Annotated in this window: 16 protein-coding genes; 7 read left to right on the forward strand and 9 right to left on the reverse strand. The window is 77.6% G+C overall.

What is annotated here, in order from left to right:
- Positions 1-5: 5 nt before the first annotated feature.
- A complete protein-coding gene (locus tag ACOQFB_RS01350) occupies positions 6-2,903 on the reverse strand; it encodes a tetratricopeptide repeat protein (RefSeq protein WP_421609298.1) in 2,898 nt (965 codons plus the stop codon).
- Positions 2,904-3,092: 189 nt separating this feature from the next.
- A complete protein-coding gene (locus ACOQFB_RS01355) occupies positions 3,093-3,872 on the reverse strand; it encodes a DUF4253 domain-containing protein (protein WP_421609299.1) in 780 nt (259 codons plus the stop codon).
- Between the two features lie 141 nt (positions 3,873-4,013).
- Here ACOQFB_RS01355 and ACOQFB_RS01360 point away from each other — a divergent pair, with 141 nt between their 5' ends.
- From ACOQFB_RS01360 to ACOQFB_RS01370, 3 genes are read left to right on the forward strand one after another with little or no spacing between them, the layout of a single operon-like run.
- Positions 4,014-4,397, forward strand: a complete 384-nt coding sequence (locus ACOQFB_RS01360) for an ArsR/SmtB family transcription factor (protein ID WP_059439086.1) — start codon at positions 4,014-4,016, stop codon at positions 4,395-4,397.
- Entirely contained in the window at positions 4,394-4,867 is a 474-nt protein-coding gene (locus ACOQFB_RS01365; protein ID WP_059439087.1) for an SRPBCC domain-containing protein, read from the forward strand. The genes ACOQFB_RS01360 and ACOQFB_RS01365 overlap by 4 nt, the downstream gene beginning before the upstream one ends.
- Positions 4,868-4,905: 38 nt before the next feature.
- A complete protein-coding gene (locus tag ACOQFB_RS01370; protein ID WP_421609300.1) occupies positions 4,906-5,466 on the forward strand; it encodes a dihydrofolate reductase family protein in 561 nt (186 codons plus the stop codon).
- A gap of 79 nt (positions 5,467-5,545) precedes the next feature.
- Here ACOQFB_RS01370 and ACOQFB_RS01375 read toward each other — a convergent pair whose 3' ends face one another.
- Together ACOQFB_RS01375 and dacB are read right to left on the reverse strand one after the other, a co-directional pair.
- On the reverse strand, positions 5,546-6,031 hold the full coding sequence (locus ACOQFB_RS01375; RefSeq protein ID WP_059439089.1) for a single-stranded DNA-binding protein: 486 nt from the start codon (positions 6,029-6,031) through the stop codon (positions 5,546-5,548).
- Between the two features lie 109 nt (positions 6,032-6,140).
- Positions 6,141-8,363: a D-alanyl-D-alanine carboxypeptidase/D-alanyl-D-alanine endopeptidase gene (dacB, locus tag ACOQFB_RS01380; RefSeq protein WP_421609301.1), complete on the reverse strand. Its 2,223-nt coding sequence runs from the start codon at positions 8,361-8,363 to the stop codon at positions 6,141-6,143.
- Positions 8,364-8,496: 133 nt separating this feature from the next.
- Between dacB and ACOQFB_RS01385 the strand changes: the two genes are divergently transcribed.
- The 3 genes from ACOQFB_RS01385 to ACOQFB_RS01395 all read left to right on the forward strand — a co-directional run bounded on the left by ACOQFB_RS01385 (position 8,497) and on the right by ACOQFB_RS01395 (position 10,223).
- A complete protein-coding gene (locus tag ACOQFB_RS01385; protein WP_059439091.1) occupies positions 8,497-8,979 on the forward strand; it encodes a Fur family transcriptional regulator in 483 nt (160 codons plus the stop codon).
- A 37-nt stretch (positions 8,980-9,016) separates the two neighbouring features.
- Positions 9,017-9,511 carry a methyltransferase family protein gene (locus ACOQFB_RS01390; RefSeq protein ID WP_059439092.1) on the forward strand — a complete coding sequence of 165 codons (495 nt, stop codon included), beginning with the start codon at positions 9,017-9,019 and terminating at the stop codon, positions 9,509-9,511.
- A gap of 109 nt (positions 9,512-9,620) precedes the next feature.
- Positions 9,621-10,223: a histidine kinase gene (locus ACOQFB_RS01395; RefSeq protein WP_421609302.1), complete on the forward strand. Its 603-nt coding sequence runs from the start codon at positions 9,621-9,623 to the stop codon at positions 10,221-10,223.
- 163 nt (positions 10,224-10,386) lie between these two features.
- Here the strand turns inward: ACOQFB_RS01395 and ACOQFB_RS01400 are convergent, their stop codons facing one another.
- Both ACOQFB_RS01400 and ACOQFB_RS01405 read right to left on the reverse strand, forming a co-directional pair.
- The gene (locus ACOQFB_RS01400; protein WP_421609303.1) at positions 10,387-12,273 is read right to left on the reverse strand and encodes an N-6 DNA methylase; all 1,887 of its coding nucleotides are present in this window, start codon (positions 12,271-12,273) and stop codon (positions 10,387-10,389) included.
- A gap of 99 nt (positions 12,274-12,372) precedes the next feature.
- Complete coding sequence (locus ACOQFB_RS01405; protein ID WP_421609304.1) at positions 12,373-12,723, reverse strand: hypothetical protein; 351 nt, start codon at positions 12,721-12,723, stop codon at positions 12,373-12,375.
- Positions 12,724-12,901: 178 nt separating this feature from the next.
- Between ACOQFB_RS01405 and ACOQFB_RS01410 the strand changes: the two genes are divergently transcribed.
- Complete coding sequence (locus ACOQFB_RS01410; RefSeq protein ID WP_012527829.1) at positions 12,902-13,210, forward strand: hypothetical protein; 309 nt, start codon at positions 12,902-12,904, stop codon at positions 13,208-13,210.
- Positions 13,211-13,433: 223 nt separating this feature from the next.
- On the opposite strand, the gene ACOQFB_RS01415 is transcribed toward ACOQFB_RS01410, so the two are convergent.
- The 3 genes from ACOQFB_RS01415 to ACOQFB_RS01425 are packed head-to-tail and all read right to left on the reverse strand — an operon-like array spanning position 13,434 to position 15,039.
- On the reverse strand, positions 13,434-13,715 hold the full coding sequence (locus tag ACOQFB_RS01415) for a polyhydroxyalkanoic acid system family protein (RefSeq protein ID WP_059439554.1): 282 nt from the start codon (positions 13,713-13,715) through the stop codon (positions 13,434-13,436).
- 34 nt (positions 13,716-13,749) lie between these two features.
- Positions 13,750-14,454 carry a 7-cyano-7-deazaguanine synthase QueC gene (gene queC / locus ACOQFB_RS01420; protein WP_059439553.1) on the reverse strand — a complete coding sequence of 235 codons (705 nt, stop codon included), beginning with the start codon at positions 14,452-14,454 and terminating at the stop codon, positions 13,750-13,752.
- A gap of 9 nt (positions 14,455-14,463) precedes the next feature.
- Positions 14,464-15,039, reverse strand: coding sequence for a hypothetical protein (locus tag ACOQFB_RS01425; RefSeq protein ID WP_421609305.1), 576 nt, complete (start codon positions 15,037-15,039; stop codon positions 14,464-14,466).
- Between the last annotated feature and the right edge of the window lie 7 nt (positions 15,040-15,046).

The raw sequence follows: 15,046 nt of genomic DNA on the forward strand, positions 1-15,046 counted from the left end.
GCGCGCTACCTGCGCTTCGCCGTCTGGGTCGCGGCCAGCCGCCGGGCCTCGGCGGCGTCCTCGCCCCGGGCCCCCGCCTTCAGGGCGCGCTCGGCGAGGGCGCGGGCCACGGCGCGATCGCCGTCGGCGAGCGCGGCCCGCGCCCCGGCGAGCAGCAGCGCCGGATCGCGGGGCGCGACGGCGAGCCCGCGGTCGGCGGCGCGGCGGGCCTCCGCAGGCTGCGACTCCGCCAGCCAGGCCGCGGAGAGCAGGCGCAGCGCCGCGGCGTCCTTCGGCCGCGCCAGCAGCACCGCGTCGAGGTCGGCGCGGGCCGCCGAGGCCTCGCCGCCGGCGAGCCGGGCCGCGCCGAGCGCGCGGCGCGCGTCCGGATCGGCCGGATCGAGCGCGACCGCCTTCTCCAGGAACGGGAGCGCGTCGCCGGCGCGCCCGCGGCGCAGCAGCAGATCGCCGAGCGCCAGCGCCGCCTCGGGGGCGCGCGGGTCGCGGGTGACGGCGTCGCGGTACGCCTTCTCGGCGTCGGCCGCGCGCCCCTCGGCCTCGAGCGCGCGGCCCAGCGCCACGTGCGCGAGCGGCGGCGGCGAGCGGGTGGTGGCGAGCTTCTCCAGCAGCGCGCGCCCGCGGGCGGCACGCCCCTGGGCCACGTCGGTGAGCGCGTACCAGACCGCGGCCTCGGCCGGCATGCGGCCGTCGCGGGCGGTGCGCTCCAGCTCGGCGCGGGCGAGGGCGAACTGGCCGAGCCGGTAGCGCGCGATGGCGCGCTGCACGCGCACGGCCCGGCCGTCGGCGCCCTCGGTGGCGGCGAGCGCCTCGGCGAGGCGGCCGCGGCCGATGCGGGCGCGGGCCAGCAGCACCTTCGCGCCCTCGTCCTTCGGCGCGAGCGCCACCGCGCGGGCGGCGGCGGCCTCGGCCCGATCCCAGGCGCGGGCGGCGAGGTGCACGTCGGCGAGCGCGGCGGCGAGCGGCGCGCTCTCGCCGAGGGACTGGGTCGCGCGGGCGAGGCGCGCGGCCGCGCCCGGCGCGTCGCCGGTGGCGGCGAGGACGCGGGCGTAGGCGAGCTCGAAGCGCAGCCGCAGGTCGCGCGGCGGGGCGCTGCCCTCGTCCGCCTCCACCGCGGCGAGCGAGGTGCGGGCGGCGTCGAGGTCGCGGTTGAGCGCCAGGCGCGCCTCGGCGGCGCCCACCACCGACCGCGGGTGGGTGGCGTGGGCCGAGAGCACCGCCGCGTAGGTCGCGAGCGCGCCCTCTGCGTCGCCGGCCGCGAGCGCGGCGTCGCCCAGGTCGGAGAGCGCCCGGAGCAGCGGCGGGTTCGCGTGCGCCGCGATCTCGAGGCGGCCGCGGCTCGCCTCGCGCTCGCCGCGGCCGGCCAGGATGCGGCCGGCGAGCGCCTGGATCAGCGGCTCGGAGGAGGGCGGGGCGGCGAGGATGGCGGCCTCGGCCGCGGCGCGCTCCCCGGGCTGCTCGGCGAGCAGGAAGCGCGCGGCGAGCGCGCCGTCGCCGGCGGCGTCCGAGCCCATGAGCTCGGCGGCGAGGGCGCGCGCCTCCTCGTCGCCGAACTCGGAGGCGCGCACCGCCGCGACCTGCGCGGCGAGCGAGGTCACCTCGGGGCCGGCGCCCATGCGCCGCGCGTCGGCGAGCAGCCGCGCCGCCTCCGCGAGCGAGGCGGCGGTGTCGCGGGCGAGCCCGGCGCGCGCGCGCGCGGCGGCGCCCACCGCGTTCCGCGCGGCGATGCGCGCGTCCACCACCAGGTACACGGCGGCGCCGGCGAGGAGCGCGAAGGCGGCCGCGCCGGCCAGCACCGCGCGGCGGTGACGGCGCAGGAAGGAGGGCGGCGGCTCGGGCGCGGCGAGGAGCCGCTCGCGCACCTCGCGCTCGTACTCCGCCGCGATCCGCTCCGCCTCGGCCGCGTCGGGCGCGGCCGCCGGGCGGGCGCGGGCCGCGGGCGCGGCGCCCATCGCCGTGGCCGCGCCGCCGCGGGGCGGGGGGCCGGGGATGAGCGAGAGCAGCGACGCCGGCAGCTCGTCGCGCGCGAGCGGGGGCGGGGTGGCGCGGATGGGCGGCGGGCGCGGCGGCGCCGGGGCCGCCTCGGCCGCCGGAGCCGGCTGCTCGGGCGGGCCGAGCGGCTCGTCCACGTCCGGCGGCTCGACCAGGCGGACCGGCGCCTCGGGGGCACCGAGCGGATCCTGGGCGGGCACCGCGGCGTTCCGCGGGTAGGCGACGTCGAAGGCGAGCGCGGCCTCGAGCGAGGCGTCGCCGCCGTCGGGGGGCGACCCCCGGCCTGGCTCGCGCGCCAGCACCGGGGGCGCTGGCGTGACGGTGGGTGAAGCGGCCGCCCGCGGCCTGGAGGCCGCGCGCGGCGGGAGGTCGAACGTCGCCGTCGCCTCGAGGTCCGGCGGGGCGTCCGCCCTCGGAGGCTCGTCCGCCAGCGGCCGGTAGGGCTCGGTCACCTCGTCCGCGCCGGCGGCGCGCGCCGGCGCGTCCTCGGCTGCCGGCGCGGCGCCGTCCTCGCGCACGCCGCGCTTCGCCTGCTCCAGCCAGCCGCGCACGCGGGCGTCCGCCGGCTGCAGCTCCACCGCGCGCAGGAGCACCGGCAGCGCCTCGCGGAAGAGCCCCTTCGCGACCAGCGCCTCGCCCACGAGGTTGTACGCGTACGGGCTGCCCGGATCGACCGCGATGGCGATCTCGAACTGATCGTTCGCGCCCTTCGTGTCACCCGACTCGAGGAGCGCCCGTCCCCAGATCACGCGACCCAGGATGGAGGACGGGTGGTGCTCGAGGCCCTGACGGCAGATCTCGATGGCGCGCGCGTGCTGCCCGCGCTCCAGCAGCGCGCGGGCGAGCTCGACGAAGATGCGCGACCGGGGGTCGGCCGCGAGGATCTGCTCGTACTTCTCGAGGATGGTGGCCATGTGGCGGGGAAGGGCGCGAGCCTATCACGCAAGGTCGCGACTCCAGCGCCGCGCGGGAAGGCCGCAGTCGCGGGATGTCGTCCCGTGTGGCGCGGGGTGCCGATGGGTGCGTGGACCGGCGCGCGCGTCGCTGTGCGTGACGCGAGCGGTCTGCAAGCCCCGCGCGTGGTGAGCCGGTCGCGCCGACCGTCAGTCCCACCAGAAGAACCACGCGGGCGCGTCCTTCAGCTCGGCCGCGAGGTTCAGCAGGGTCTGCGTGCCCTGGTGCACGATGTCGTCGCAGTAGAGGCACTGCTCGCGCGCGAGCGCCTCCGCGCCGGCGCGATCCTCGGGCGGGCGCGGCACCCAGCACTCCACCACGTCGCCGGCGATCGCGTAGATCTCCGAGCCGTGGCGCTCGTGCCAGTGGCGGTGCAGCGCGACGTGCTCCTCGGTCGCCGGGCACGCGTTCCACGCGCCGTAGTTCAGGTACGCCGGGGTCTCGTACGCGTGCGGGGTCGGGATCCGCGCCAGGTACACGACGGGATACGGGCGATCGGTGGTGATGTCGCGGTGCGCGCCGAGCTGGTGGCCGCGCGACGGCGTCGCCGGCCACTCGCCCTGCGGGACGAAGAGGCCGCTCTCGTCCTCGGTCGGTGGATCCCCGGCGAAGTCCTGCTCCAGCTCGCGCAGCCGCCGGTCGAGCACCTCGCGCGCGGTGAGCCCGGCCGCGGCGCGCAGCGTGGCGGCCACGTCGGCGCCCGCGAGCCCCTCCCGCGCGGACTCCACCTGCTCGCGCGGGCCGAGCAGCACCGGGCAGGCGCCCTCCGGCCGCCACAGCTCGCGCAGGCGCAGCCACTCCTGCACCGCGTCGCGGCCCGGGACGGCGACGAGCGGGTAGGGGAACGCCGGGAGCTCCGGCTCCGGTGCCGCGCCCTCGGGCTCCGCGTCCGGCGCGCCGCGCCCCAGCCATCGCCTCCAGAAGGACATGCCGTCCTATTGCACGGAGCGCGAACGCCGGGGAAGCACGCGCTCTCGCGCGACCCTCGGTTGCGTGCTGGATGGGGCCCGCCTGCTCCTGAATTCAACCGATCGGTTGACAACCACATGGTTGAATACTAGCCTTCCTCCATGGCGCCGAGCGACCCGCTCACGATGACCTTCTCCGCCCTCGCCGACCCGACGCGGCGGCACATCCTCGCCCGGCTCGCCGCGGGCGACGCGCCGGTCAAGGAGCTGGCCGCGTCGTACGACATGAGCCTCGCCGCGGTCTCCAAGCACCTGAAGGTCCTCGAGGAGGCCGGCCTGATCTCCCGGAGCCGGGAGGCGCAGCGGCGCCCGTGCCACCTCGAGGCGGCGCCGCTCGGCACGGTCGCGGAGTGGCTCGAGGACTACCGCGCGTTCTGGGAGCGAAGCTTCGAGAGCCTCGGCGCGTACGTGAAGACGCTGCAGGTGGCCGGTGCCCCGCGGCGCCCGCGGAGGCCCGGCAGGCCGAGGCGCGGAGGCGGCCGATGACCGTCCGGATCGACGTCGGCTCGACCCGCGAGCCGGTGATCGCCATGACCCACGTGCTCGACGCGCCCCGCGAGCTGGTGTGGCTCGCGTTCACCACCCCCGAGCACGTCGTGCGCTGGTACGGCGGCGCCGGGTTCACCAACCCGGTCTGCGAGATGGACGTCCGCGCCGGCGGCCGCTGGCGCCACGTGATGCGGACGCCCGACGGCGTCGATCACGAGTACGAGTTCGTCTTCGTCGAGGTGGTCCCGCCGGAGCGGCTGGTCTGGAGGGCCGAGCGAGGGGATCCCGGAAAGCCCCTCCCGGTCAACGCCCTCACGCTCGAGGATCTCGGGCGCCGGACGCGCATCGTCTTCGAGGCGCGGTTCGCCACGTTCGCCGAGCGCGCGCTCGCGGCGCGCTGGGGGTTCGCGGAGGTCCTGCGCCAGGGCGCCGAGCGGCTGCGGACCGTGGTCGCGTCGATCGGGTGAGGAACGGTCCCGCACGGCGGGACGCACGGAGGCTGCACATGCGCAGGCTGATCGTGTTCAACCAGCTGTCCGTCGACGGCCACCTCTCGGATCCGCACGGGGACATGTCCTGGGCCAAGGAGGACGCCGACGAGGAGTTCGACCGGTTCACGGCGGCGCGGGCGCGGGCGGGCGGCGTGCTCCTCTTCGGGCGCGTCACCTACCAGCTGATGGAGAGCTACTGGCCCGCGCCGGACGCCGCGCGCGCCCTCCCGGAGGTCGCGCGGCACATGAACCGGCTCCCGAAGGTGGTCTTCTCGCGGACGCTGGCGGAGGCGCGGTGGCAGAACACCACGCTCGTCCGGGACGATCCGGTGGCCGCGGTGCGGCGCATGAAGGCCCGGCCCGGCCCGGGCATGGCGATCCTCGGGAGCGGGACCCTGGTGTCGCAGCTGGCCGATGCCGGCCTCGTGGACGCGTACGAGCTGATCCTCAACCCGGTCGCGCTCGGCGCCGGTCGCTCGATCTTCGAGGGGATCCACCGCCGCCTGAAGCTGCGGCTGACGGAGTCGCGGGCCTTCGCGAACGGCAAGATCTTCGTCTGCTACGCGCCCGCGTAGCGTCCCTCGAGCACCGCACAACGGAAGACGGCGGAGGCCCGTGGCCCCCGCCGTCGGTGCTGCACGCGGTGCGCGCCGGCTAGAACGGAATGTCGTCCGGCCCACCGCCGCCGCCGCCCCCACCACCGCCGAAGCCGGGACCAGGGCCGGCATCCGGCTCCTCGAAGCCGCCGGGAGGACCGTCGTCGGGGCCGTGCTGGCGGCCGGGGCCGCCGGCGCCGCGGCCGGCGCCGCCGCCACCGCCCAGGAACCGGACGGTCTCGGCGACCACCTTCACCTTCGAGCGCTCCTGGCCGGACTGCTTGTCTTGCCACTTGTCGGTCTTCAGGCGGCCCTCGACGTAGACCTGGCGGCCCTTCGCCAGGTACTCACCGCACTGCTCGGCCTGCTTCCCCCAGACCTCGACGTCGTGCCACTCCGTCTCCTCCTTGCGCTGCCCGGACTGCTTGTCGGTCCAGGAGCGGGAGGTGGCGATGCGGAGGTTCGCGACCGCCTGGCCGCCGGACGTGTACCGGACCTCCGGATCCTTCCCGAGGTTCCCGACGAGGATGACCCTGTTCACCATGGCGTCGCTCTCCTTCTGCGTGGCCTGCGGTTGCCGCAGGCTTCGTGAGTGAAGGTTGGAGCCTAGCCCACCCCCCTGACAGCCGGAATGACGGGCCCTGGCGGCCGGCCTACCGCCCGGAGGCCGGCACCACGGTGCCGCCCACGGGCACCGGCACCGGCACCAGCACGGGCGCGGCGCGGACCGCCTCGGCGGCGTGGCGGGCCTCCTCGAGCCGCGGGCCGAGCGCGCGCGCGTAGGCGCCGAGCTCGTCCTGCCGGCCCGCGAGCGCGGCGAGCGCGGGCGGGAACGGGTGCTCGCGCTCGTCGCTGCGCGCCAGCCCGGCGCCGAGCGCGCCGACGGCGGCGTCGGCGTCGGAGGCGCGCGCGGCCCGGAGCGCCTGGACCAGCTCGTCGGGCGCGGACGCGGCCACGCCGGCGAGCGCCTCGGCGAGGCGGGCCGCGAGCGCGCCGTCGAGCGCGGCGGCGGGCGCGAGCTCGACCAGCTTCGCGAGCGCCTCGGGGACGCCCTCGCCGGCGAGCTCGGCGATCGACGGGACGACCGGCGGCGGCTCCTCGGTGCCCATGGCCGACCAGAGCCGGCCGAGCACGCGCGCGTCGGGCGTGACGTGGTCGAGGAAGCTGCGCCGCGCCGCCTCGCCCTCGGGGTCGGACAGGTACACCGCCTCGGCGATGGCGAGCCGGAGCGCGGGGTCGGTCTCGGCGCGGAGCGCGCCGCGCAGGAACGGCTCGTTGCGCGGGTCGCCGGTGCGGGCGAGCGCGTAGTACGGCTGGGCCGAGCGCGCCAGGTCGGTGGTCGCGGCGACGGCCACCGCCGCGGCCGGCCCGGGCTCCTTGCCCTGCGCCACCGCCGCCTCGAGGCCCGCCGGCGGCCCGCCGCTCGCGGCGAGCGCGGCGCCGAGCGCGTCCACCGCGCGGCGCACGCCGGCGGCGCGGCCCGGGTAGTCGTTCACCAGCACCGCGAACGCGAGCGTCCGGTGCGCGCCGTCCTCCACGTAGCCGGAGAGGCTGGTGACGTTCTCGAGCGTGCCGGTCTTGGCGCGGAGCCGGCCGGCGGCCCCGGTGCCCTCCATCCGCCAGCGGATGGTGCCGTCGCGGCCGGCCACCGGCAGCGAGGCCAGGTACTCGGGCTGGATCGGGAACCGCCCGTACATGGCGCGGAGCAGCGTCACGAGCTGCCGGGCGCTGAAGCGGTTCGTGTCGTTGAGGCCCGAGCCGTTCTTCATCACGTACGTGCCGCGCGGCACGCCCGCCTCGGCCAGGAACTCCTCCACCACCTGCACGCCCTTCGGCCAGGTCCCGGGCGCGCCCTTCACCTCGGCCCCGAGCGTCTTCAGGAGCTGCTCGGCGACGAAGTTGTTCGAGGTCTTGTTGAGCCGGCGGACGATCTCGCCGAGCGGGTCGGACTGGGCCACCAGCACCAGCCGCGCGCCCTCCGGCGTCGCCCCGGCGCGCACCTTCCCCACCTTCACCCCGCGCAGCTCGAGCAGCCGCGCCAGCGTGTGGCCGAGGTAGAGCGCCGGGTCCTCGATGCGGCGCCACTGCGGCTGCGTCCGGCTGCCGAGCGGCACGCGCCCCTTCACCACGATCCGCTGCCTGCCGCCGCGCGCGACCGACTCGATGATCACGCGCCTGGGCGAGCCGGCGCGCACCGTGGTGGTGCGGTTCTCGATCTCGAGGTAGTCGCTGGCCGGCTCCAGCTCCACGCGGCCGCGCGCGCCGCGGCGGTCGCCGGGGCCGACGTGCACCGCCACCGCGTTGAAGTTGAGCGACAGCGCGCCGGCGGGCGCGAGGTAGGCGCGGTCGCCCTCCTCCTGGTCGTAGCCTGGCCCGGTCCGCTCGCCGTCGAAGAAGCCCTCGTCCACCACCAGCTCGCCGATGCGCTTCACGCCGAGGTGCTGGAGGTCGCCGGCCATCGCCCAGAGCCGCTCGGTCACGATCGACGGGTCGCCCTTGCCGCGCACGTAGAGCGCCCGCGCCGCGCCGCCCTTCGGCTCGACCAGGAACTCGGTGGCGAAGCGGTACTCGGGGCCGAGCCGGTCCAGCGCCGCGGCGCTCGTCACCAGCTTCACGTTGGAGGCGGGGTTGAGCAGGACGTCGGGGTCGCGCGCGTAGATCACCTCGCCCGTGTCCACCGCCGAGACGAGGATCCCCACCCGCGCGCCGGAGAGCGGCGAGCCGTCCACGATGGCGGCGAACGCCCGGGCCGCCTCGCGGGGGGGCGGGTCGGCGGCGAGCGCGGCGGGCGGGAGCAGCGCGACGGCGAGCGCCCCGGCGAGCAGGGCGGGGAGGGCGGGCAGGGAGGAGATGGGGCGGGTCGAGGAGGGGAGCACGTTGGGCCGCATTATCGGATGGGCGGGCGGTGGACGCGCAGGCGAGCGCGCGCCCAGGTGAACGCCCGGGCGGGCGTGGGGTATTTCGGGGCCGCGTTGACGGGAGGGTCCCCCGCTCGCTAGGTATGACGATGTGAGCGAGGGACGCGCGGAAGGCCTGGACGGGCGCACGCGCGAGGCGCTGGAGCGCTTCGAGCGGTTCCTGCATCAGCGGGACCTCCGGCTCACCGAGGCCCGCGCCGCCATCGTCGAGGCCGCCCTGGCGCGCCAGGGGCACTACCCCATCGACGAGCTGATCGCGGACCTGAAGCAGCGCGGGATCCGCGGGTCCAAGGCCACCGTGTACCGGACCCTGCCGCTCCTCGCCGAGGCGGGCATCCTCGAGCCGGCCATCGTGGCGGGCGACGCCCGCAGCTACGAGACCACCTTCGGGCGACAGCACCACGACCACCTGGTCTGCTCCCGCTGCGGGAAGGTGGTCGAGTTCGAGTTCGAGGCGTTCGAGATCCTGCAGCGCGAGGTGGCCGCCCGGTACGGGTTCCGGCTCGAGGCGCACCACCACGAGCTGGTGGGCACCTGCCCGGACTGCCAGGCGCGCGAGGCGCCGCGGGGCTGAGGGTGGGGAGCCCGTCCGCGCACGGCCCGGCGGCCCGATGACCCGGCGCATGGCGCTGGTCGGGACGCTCGCGTTCCTCGCGGTCGCCCCGGCGACGGTCGCCGGCGTCGTCCCGTGGTGGATCGCGGGGTGGCGGATGCGGCCGCCGCTGTTCACCGGGGCGCGCGTCCTGGGCGCGATCCTGGCCGCCGCCGGGATCGCCGCGGTGCTCGAGTCGTTCGCGCGGTTCGCGATCCGCGGCCTCGGCACGCCGGCGCCGGTCCTCCCGCCCCGGCGGCTCGTCGTGAGCGGGCTGTACCGGTACGTCCGGAACCCCATGTACGTCGCGGTCCTCTCGGTGATCGCCGGGCAGGCGCTGCTCCTCGGCGAGCTGCGCGTGCTCGGCTACGGAGCGCTCGTCTGGCTGGCGTTCCACCGGTTCGTGGTCGGGTACGAGGAGCCCAGGCTGAGGAAGACGTTCGGCGCCGAGTACGACGCGTTCCGGGAGCGCGTGCCGCGCTGGATCCCGCGTCCGCCGCGCGGGCGAGCGTGAGGCTGCACGCCGCGTCGGAAGGGGGCCAGGAATTTCCCGACGTCGCCCGGCCTTTCCCTACACGAACGATGGCCGCGGGTGCGGGCCACCTTTGCCGCGGGAGCACGACGTGACCGAGTCCAGCGAGATCAACCAGGGGAGCGAGCTGCTCCTCGGCCGCCAGGCCCCGGCCATCGACCGGAGCCCGGGCCGCGGCGGCGAGCACGAGGAGTTCCCGCTCGACCTCCAGCCGACGACCCTCGCCGCGCTGTGCCGCGGCGCGCTCGACGACGTCGGGGCCCGGTTCCCCGACCGCATCGTCGACTACGCGCCGGACGCCGAGCACGACGGCTCGGGGGAGTGGGATCCGCGGCGGGTCGCGTACGCCGTGACGATCCTCCTCGAGGACGCGCTCAAGCGGACGCGGGCGCAGGAGCGCGTCTCGCTCCGCTGGCGAGCGCACGACGACGTCGTGGTGGTGCGCGTCCAGTTCGCGCGCCCGATCGACCGCGGCGACACGTTCGTCACGTACTTCGAGCGCGGCGTGAGGCCCGACGGCGCCGACGACCGGGTCGGCACGCTCCGGATCGCGGCCGCGCGCAAGATCATGCTGCAGCACCGCGGCGAGCTCGCCCGCATCCGGACGCGCGCGGGGACGACCTACGTCGCGACCCTGCCGCGCCGGGCCGCGGACGTGGTGACGGACGTGCTGCCGGACGGCGACGTGCCCTGACCGGGCGCTCGCCCTTCGACGGGCTCAGGGCGAGCGGGCCTTCGGATCCGCTCGCGGCGGCCTGCTCCCGCCGCGGGTCAGGGCGAGCGCGCCTAGGGATCCGCTCGCGGTGAGCCTGTCGAACCGCGAGGGAACGGGCGAAGCGGCCACGGCGACCGGGCGCTCACCCCGTCCGCAGCAGCAGCCGCCGCACCTCGGCCGCGTGCGCGAGGCGCGCCGCGACCCGCTCCGCGAGCGCGTCGCGCTGCCGCTCCACCGCCGCGGCCGTCTCGCCGAGCAGGCGCCCGGCCAGCCGGTCGAGCGCCCGCTGGGCCGGCCGGTCGAGCATGGCGCGCAGGTCGGTGGTGACGGGGTCGCGGGCCAGCGCGGCGCGCAGCGCGGCGAGCTCCGCCGCCTCGGCGCGGATCGCGTCCGCCGGCGGGAACGGCGCGGCGGCGAGCACGCGGCAGTCCACGTCGGCGATGGCCTGCGCCCCGGTGAGCTGGCGCGCGCCCTCGTCCACCGCGAGCCGGACGGGCGTGGCGGCGAGCAGGAGCGCGAGCTGCCAGGCGGTCGGCGCGCCGGGGCGCGGGAACAGCGCGTGCCACTTCTTGTCCTCCCACAGCCCCGCCTCGTTCAGGAACGCGAACGCCCGCGCGCCCACCTTGGCCGGGTAGAGCAGCGGCGCCGGCCCGCGGCCCGGCGCGAGCCGCCACCAGGGCGAGCGGCCCGCGCAGCTCGGGCGGCGGTGCACGCCGGCGGCCTCGCCGAGCGCGAGGTACCGCCGCGCGGCGGCGCCGGGCGCGGCGGGCGGGCGGAACAGCACGCCGGCCGGCTCGGCCAGCTCCGGCGCGCGCGCCTCCTTCAGCGAGGCGAGCAGCGCCACCACGTCGCCCGGCGCCAGCCGGACCTCGCCCGCGAGCGGCGAGGCGTACCGGCCGCCGCCGAGCGGGGCGAGGTGGAAGAACGCGTTGCACCCGCTCTTCGTGCCGAAGCGCACCTCGCAGAGCGCGCCGAGCGACGTCGCGCCGCGCGCCGCCGCCGGCCGGGGGCGGCGCAGCCGGACGCGCGGGCCGCCGGCGCCGCGGGCGAGCGCCGAGAGCTCCGCGCCGGAGAGCGCGGCGAGCGGCACCGAGGCCTCGGCCGCGGGCGCGTCGGCGGCGCCCTCCGCCCAGACCACGAGCGCGGTGTCCACCGAGGCGGCGAAGCTGCCGGCCGCGCGCGAGCGCAGGCGCACCGCGAACCCGCCGCGCGCCCGCGCGTCGGCGAGGAGCGGCTCCGCCGAGCGCGACACGTCGAGCGCCCGCGGCCACACCAGCGCCGCCACCGGCGCGTGCCGCAGCGCCACCGCCGCGAAGTGCGCGGAGAGGTCGGCCTGCCGCCCCAGCCCGCTCGCCGCGGCGGCGCGGGCCTTGGCGGCGGCGGCGAGCCGCTCGTGGCGCAGGAACGGCGGGTTCGCGAGCACCAGGTCGGCGGCCGGCCACGGGGCGGCGAGCGCGTCGGCGCGGCGGACGGCGGCGCGCGCGCCGAGCAGGGCGAGCCGCGCCTCCGCCGCGCGGGCGGCCAGCGGGGCGACGTCGATCCCGGCGAGCCGCAGCCGCGCGCCGACGCCGCGCGCCAGCCGCTCGGCCGCGGCGAGCAGCGCGCCGCCGCCGCAGGCCGGGTCGAGCACCGCCAGCCCCTCGAGCGCGCGTGCGAGCGCCGGCAGCGGGCGCCCCGCGAGCAGCGCCGCCACCGCCTCCGCCGGCGCCGGTCCGCCCCGCCGCGCGGCGGCGTGGGCGAGCCCGAGCGCCGCGAGCGCGCGCGCCTCGGCGGGCGGGGTGAACACCGCGCCGTCGGCGCCGGCCAGCGCGCGCGCGCAGAGCGCCTCCAGCAGCGCGCCGTCGAGCCGCTCCGGCGACGGGTCCAGCTCGGAGCCGGCGCGGAGGCCGAGCCCGGCGAGCGGCGGCTGCGGGTCGCCGCCCAGGTGCGCCGCGGCCACGGCGAGCTGATCGGCGGGCGGGAGCCCCGCGAGCGCGTCGAGCGCGGTCCGCGTCGGATCGGCGGGTGGGCTCGCGCGCGGGGGGCTCACCGCGCGGACGCTCCGGCGTGGGCGATCGCGACGGGGGCGGCGGCGGGCACGGGCGGATTGTACGCGATGCGGGATGGGGAGCGGGGGCGGAGCAGCGCGTCAGGCGCGGGCGTGATCCGGGCGATCTTCTTCCCGCCCGACGCGCCCGAGCCGCGGGACGGCGCGCGCGCCGGGCACGAACGCGAGCACCAGCAGCGCCGCGCCGGCGGTCATCTCGGCCACGCCGGCGGCCGGCTCGGTGGCGCCGCGGCCGGTCCAGACCAGCCACGCGGCCGGCGCCGCGAGCGCGTACCGCGCCGGCGCCCACTCGATCGCCGCGACCGTGCCGATGCAGACGAGCAGCCCCATCGCCACGTCGCGGAGGATCGGCCCGACCTCGCCGTACCCCAGCACGAGCGGCGCGAGCAGGAGCGCCAGCCCCACGGCGAAGCTCGTCCAGCGCGCGATCATGCACCCTGAACGTAGCCGTGCCGCGCGGGGGCGAGAAGCCGCCGGGGCGGCGGGCCGGAGGAGCCTGTTGGGGCCTGGCCGGACCGGCCGCACCCGACCGGCGGGGCCGGAAACTGGCGCTGTCAGGCACCCCCGCTAGGATGCGCAGCCGAACGCCGGATTCCGGGAGGATGGAGCCATGCCTCGCGGCCGAACCCGGCGGGATCGCACCACGGAACGCTCGATGACCTACGCCGACGAACGCGTCGCCGCAGAGATGGGACGTGTCCTGCTCGCGCTCTACCGCGCGGGCATGCAGGTCCGGGTCTGGCCGGACGCGCTGCACGGCCGCGCCGGCGCCCGCATCGTGGCCGGCCCGTCCGCGAAGCGCCGCCGGACGGCGCTCAAGTCGGCGTCCGGGTCGGGGGACTCGCCGCTGCAGGCGATCTACGCCGCGGTGGAGCGCATGAACGAGCGCGCCGGGGCGATCGTGGTGCCGCTGGACTAGCCCTTCGACCCCGGCCGCTCGTCGCGACAATTCGACTCCGCGCGCTCATCCCGACCCTTCGACTCCGCCCGCTCATCCCGAGCGTAGCGCGGCCCATGGCCGCGCGGAGTCGAGGGACGCTCAGGGTGAGCGGGGATATTCTTGGCGTGCGGCGCGGAGTCGAGGGACGCTCAGGGTGAGCGCTGATGTTTCTCGCGTGCGGCGCGGAGTCGAGGGACGCGGGCTAGCCGAACAGCCCGTCCAGCTTCCGCTCGATGTCCTCCTGGACCTTCTGGCGCATCGAGCCCGGGACCAGCATCGGGAACTTGAGGTCGATGACGACCTCCTCGTCCTTCACCGCGTAGGCGCCGCTGACGCCCATCTTCGAGACCTTGCCGGTCTTCGCGCCGCCGTCCTTCTGGTAGTCGAGGGAGAGCTTCTCGGCGATGCGCTCCATCACCTCGTCCACCTTCTCGTAGATCTCACCGGCCTTCTTGCCGGGGTACTTCCTCGTGATCTGCGGCATCCTTGCGGGTCTCCTCCGCCGGCCGTCCGGCCGGTCACTTCGCGTATTGAGTTGGGTCCTGCACCCCGGCCTCGGCAAATCCCTTTCGGCGCAGGCGGCAGGCATCGCACCGGCCGCAGGCGCGGCCGCGGATCGGGTCGTAGCACGACAGGGTCATGCGGTAGGGGACGCCGAGCTTCGTGCCCAGCCGGACGATCCCCGCCTTCGAGAGCCGGAGCAGGGGGGCCCGGATCCGGAGCGGGTGCCCCTCCACGCCGGCGCGGGTGGCGACCTTCGCCAGCCGCTCGAACGCCCGCAGGAAGGCCGGGCGGCAGTCCGGGTAGCCGGAGTAGTCGATGGCGTTCACGCCCACGAAGATCTGCTCCGCGCCGATCACCTCGGCGTGGGCGAGCGCGAGCGAGAGCATGACGGTGTTGCGCGCCGGCACGTAGGTGACCGGGATGTCCCGCGCCATCCGCGCCTCGCTGCGCCCCTTCGGCACCGCGATGCCCGCGTCGGTGAGCGCCGAGCCGCCGAACGCGGAGAGGTCCACCTTCACCACGCGGTGCCCGGCGGCGCCGAGCGCCCGCGCGATGCGCCGCGCCCGCGCCAGCTCGCCCTTGTGCCGCTGCCCGTAGTCCACCGAGAGGCAGTGCGCCTCCAGCCCCTCGGCGCGCGCCACCGCCAGGCAGGTGCTCGAGTCGAGCCCGCCCGACAGGAGCACCACCGCGCGCCGCGCCTCGATCGTCGCCTTCGCCATTCCAGGATCCTAGCGGGCCACCGCGGTGAACGCGTAGCTCGCGGTGCAGGGGAGCACGCAGGGCGCGCACGCGCCGCCGGTCGCCCCGTAGGTCTCCACCAGCGTCCCCGCGAGCGTCGGCGGCCCGTCCGCCGGGAACGCGAGGTCGCCCTCGATCGCGACCGTGAGCGCCGCGGTGCAGGTGGCGGCGCAGGCGCTCAGCACCGCCTCGCCCGCCGCCGCCGAGGCCTGGACGTGGTCGCCGCTCCGCGCCCCGCGCAGCACCGCTTCGTGCTCGCGCCCGGTGCAGAGCGCCACCGCGCCGGTGCGCGGGTCCTGCGCCAGCGTCACCGGGAACACCGCCGCGGCGTCGGTCGCGAGCTCCGCCGGGATGGTCGCCGGCACCGCCGCGGCCCAGCCGCCCTCCGGCTCCACCGTGCAGGCGGTCGAGGCGTCCACCCGGCGCGCCTGCAGGCCGAACACGCCGATCACCTCGCCCGGGCAGTCCTCGCCGCCGTCGCTGCGGCACGCGGCGGCGCCGAGCGCGGCGAGGAGGGTTGCGAGGGCGAGCGCGCGCGGCGCGCGGTGGGACGGACGGCGGGGCACGGGGCCG

Source organism: Anaeromyxobacter sp. Red801 (assembly GCF_049201065.2).
Lineage (GTDB): Bacteria > Myxococcota > Myxococcia > Myxococcales > Anaeromyxobacteraceae > Anaeromyxobacter.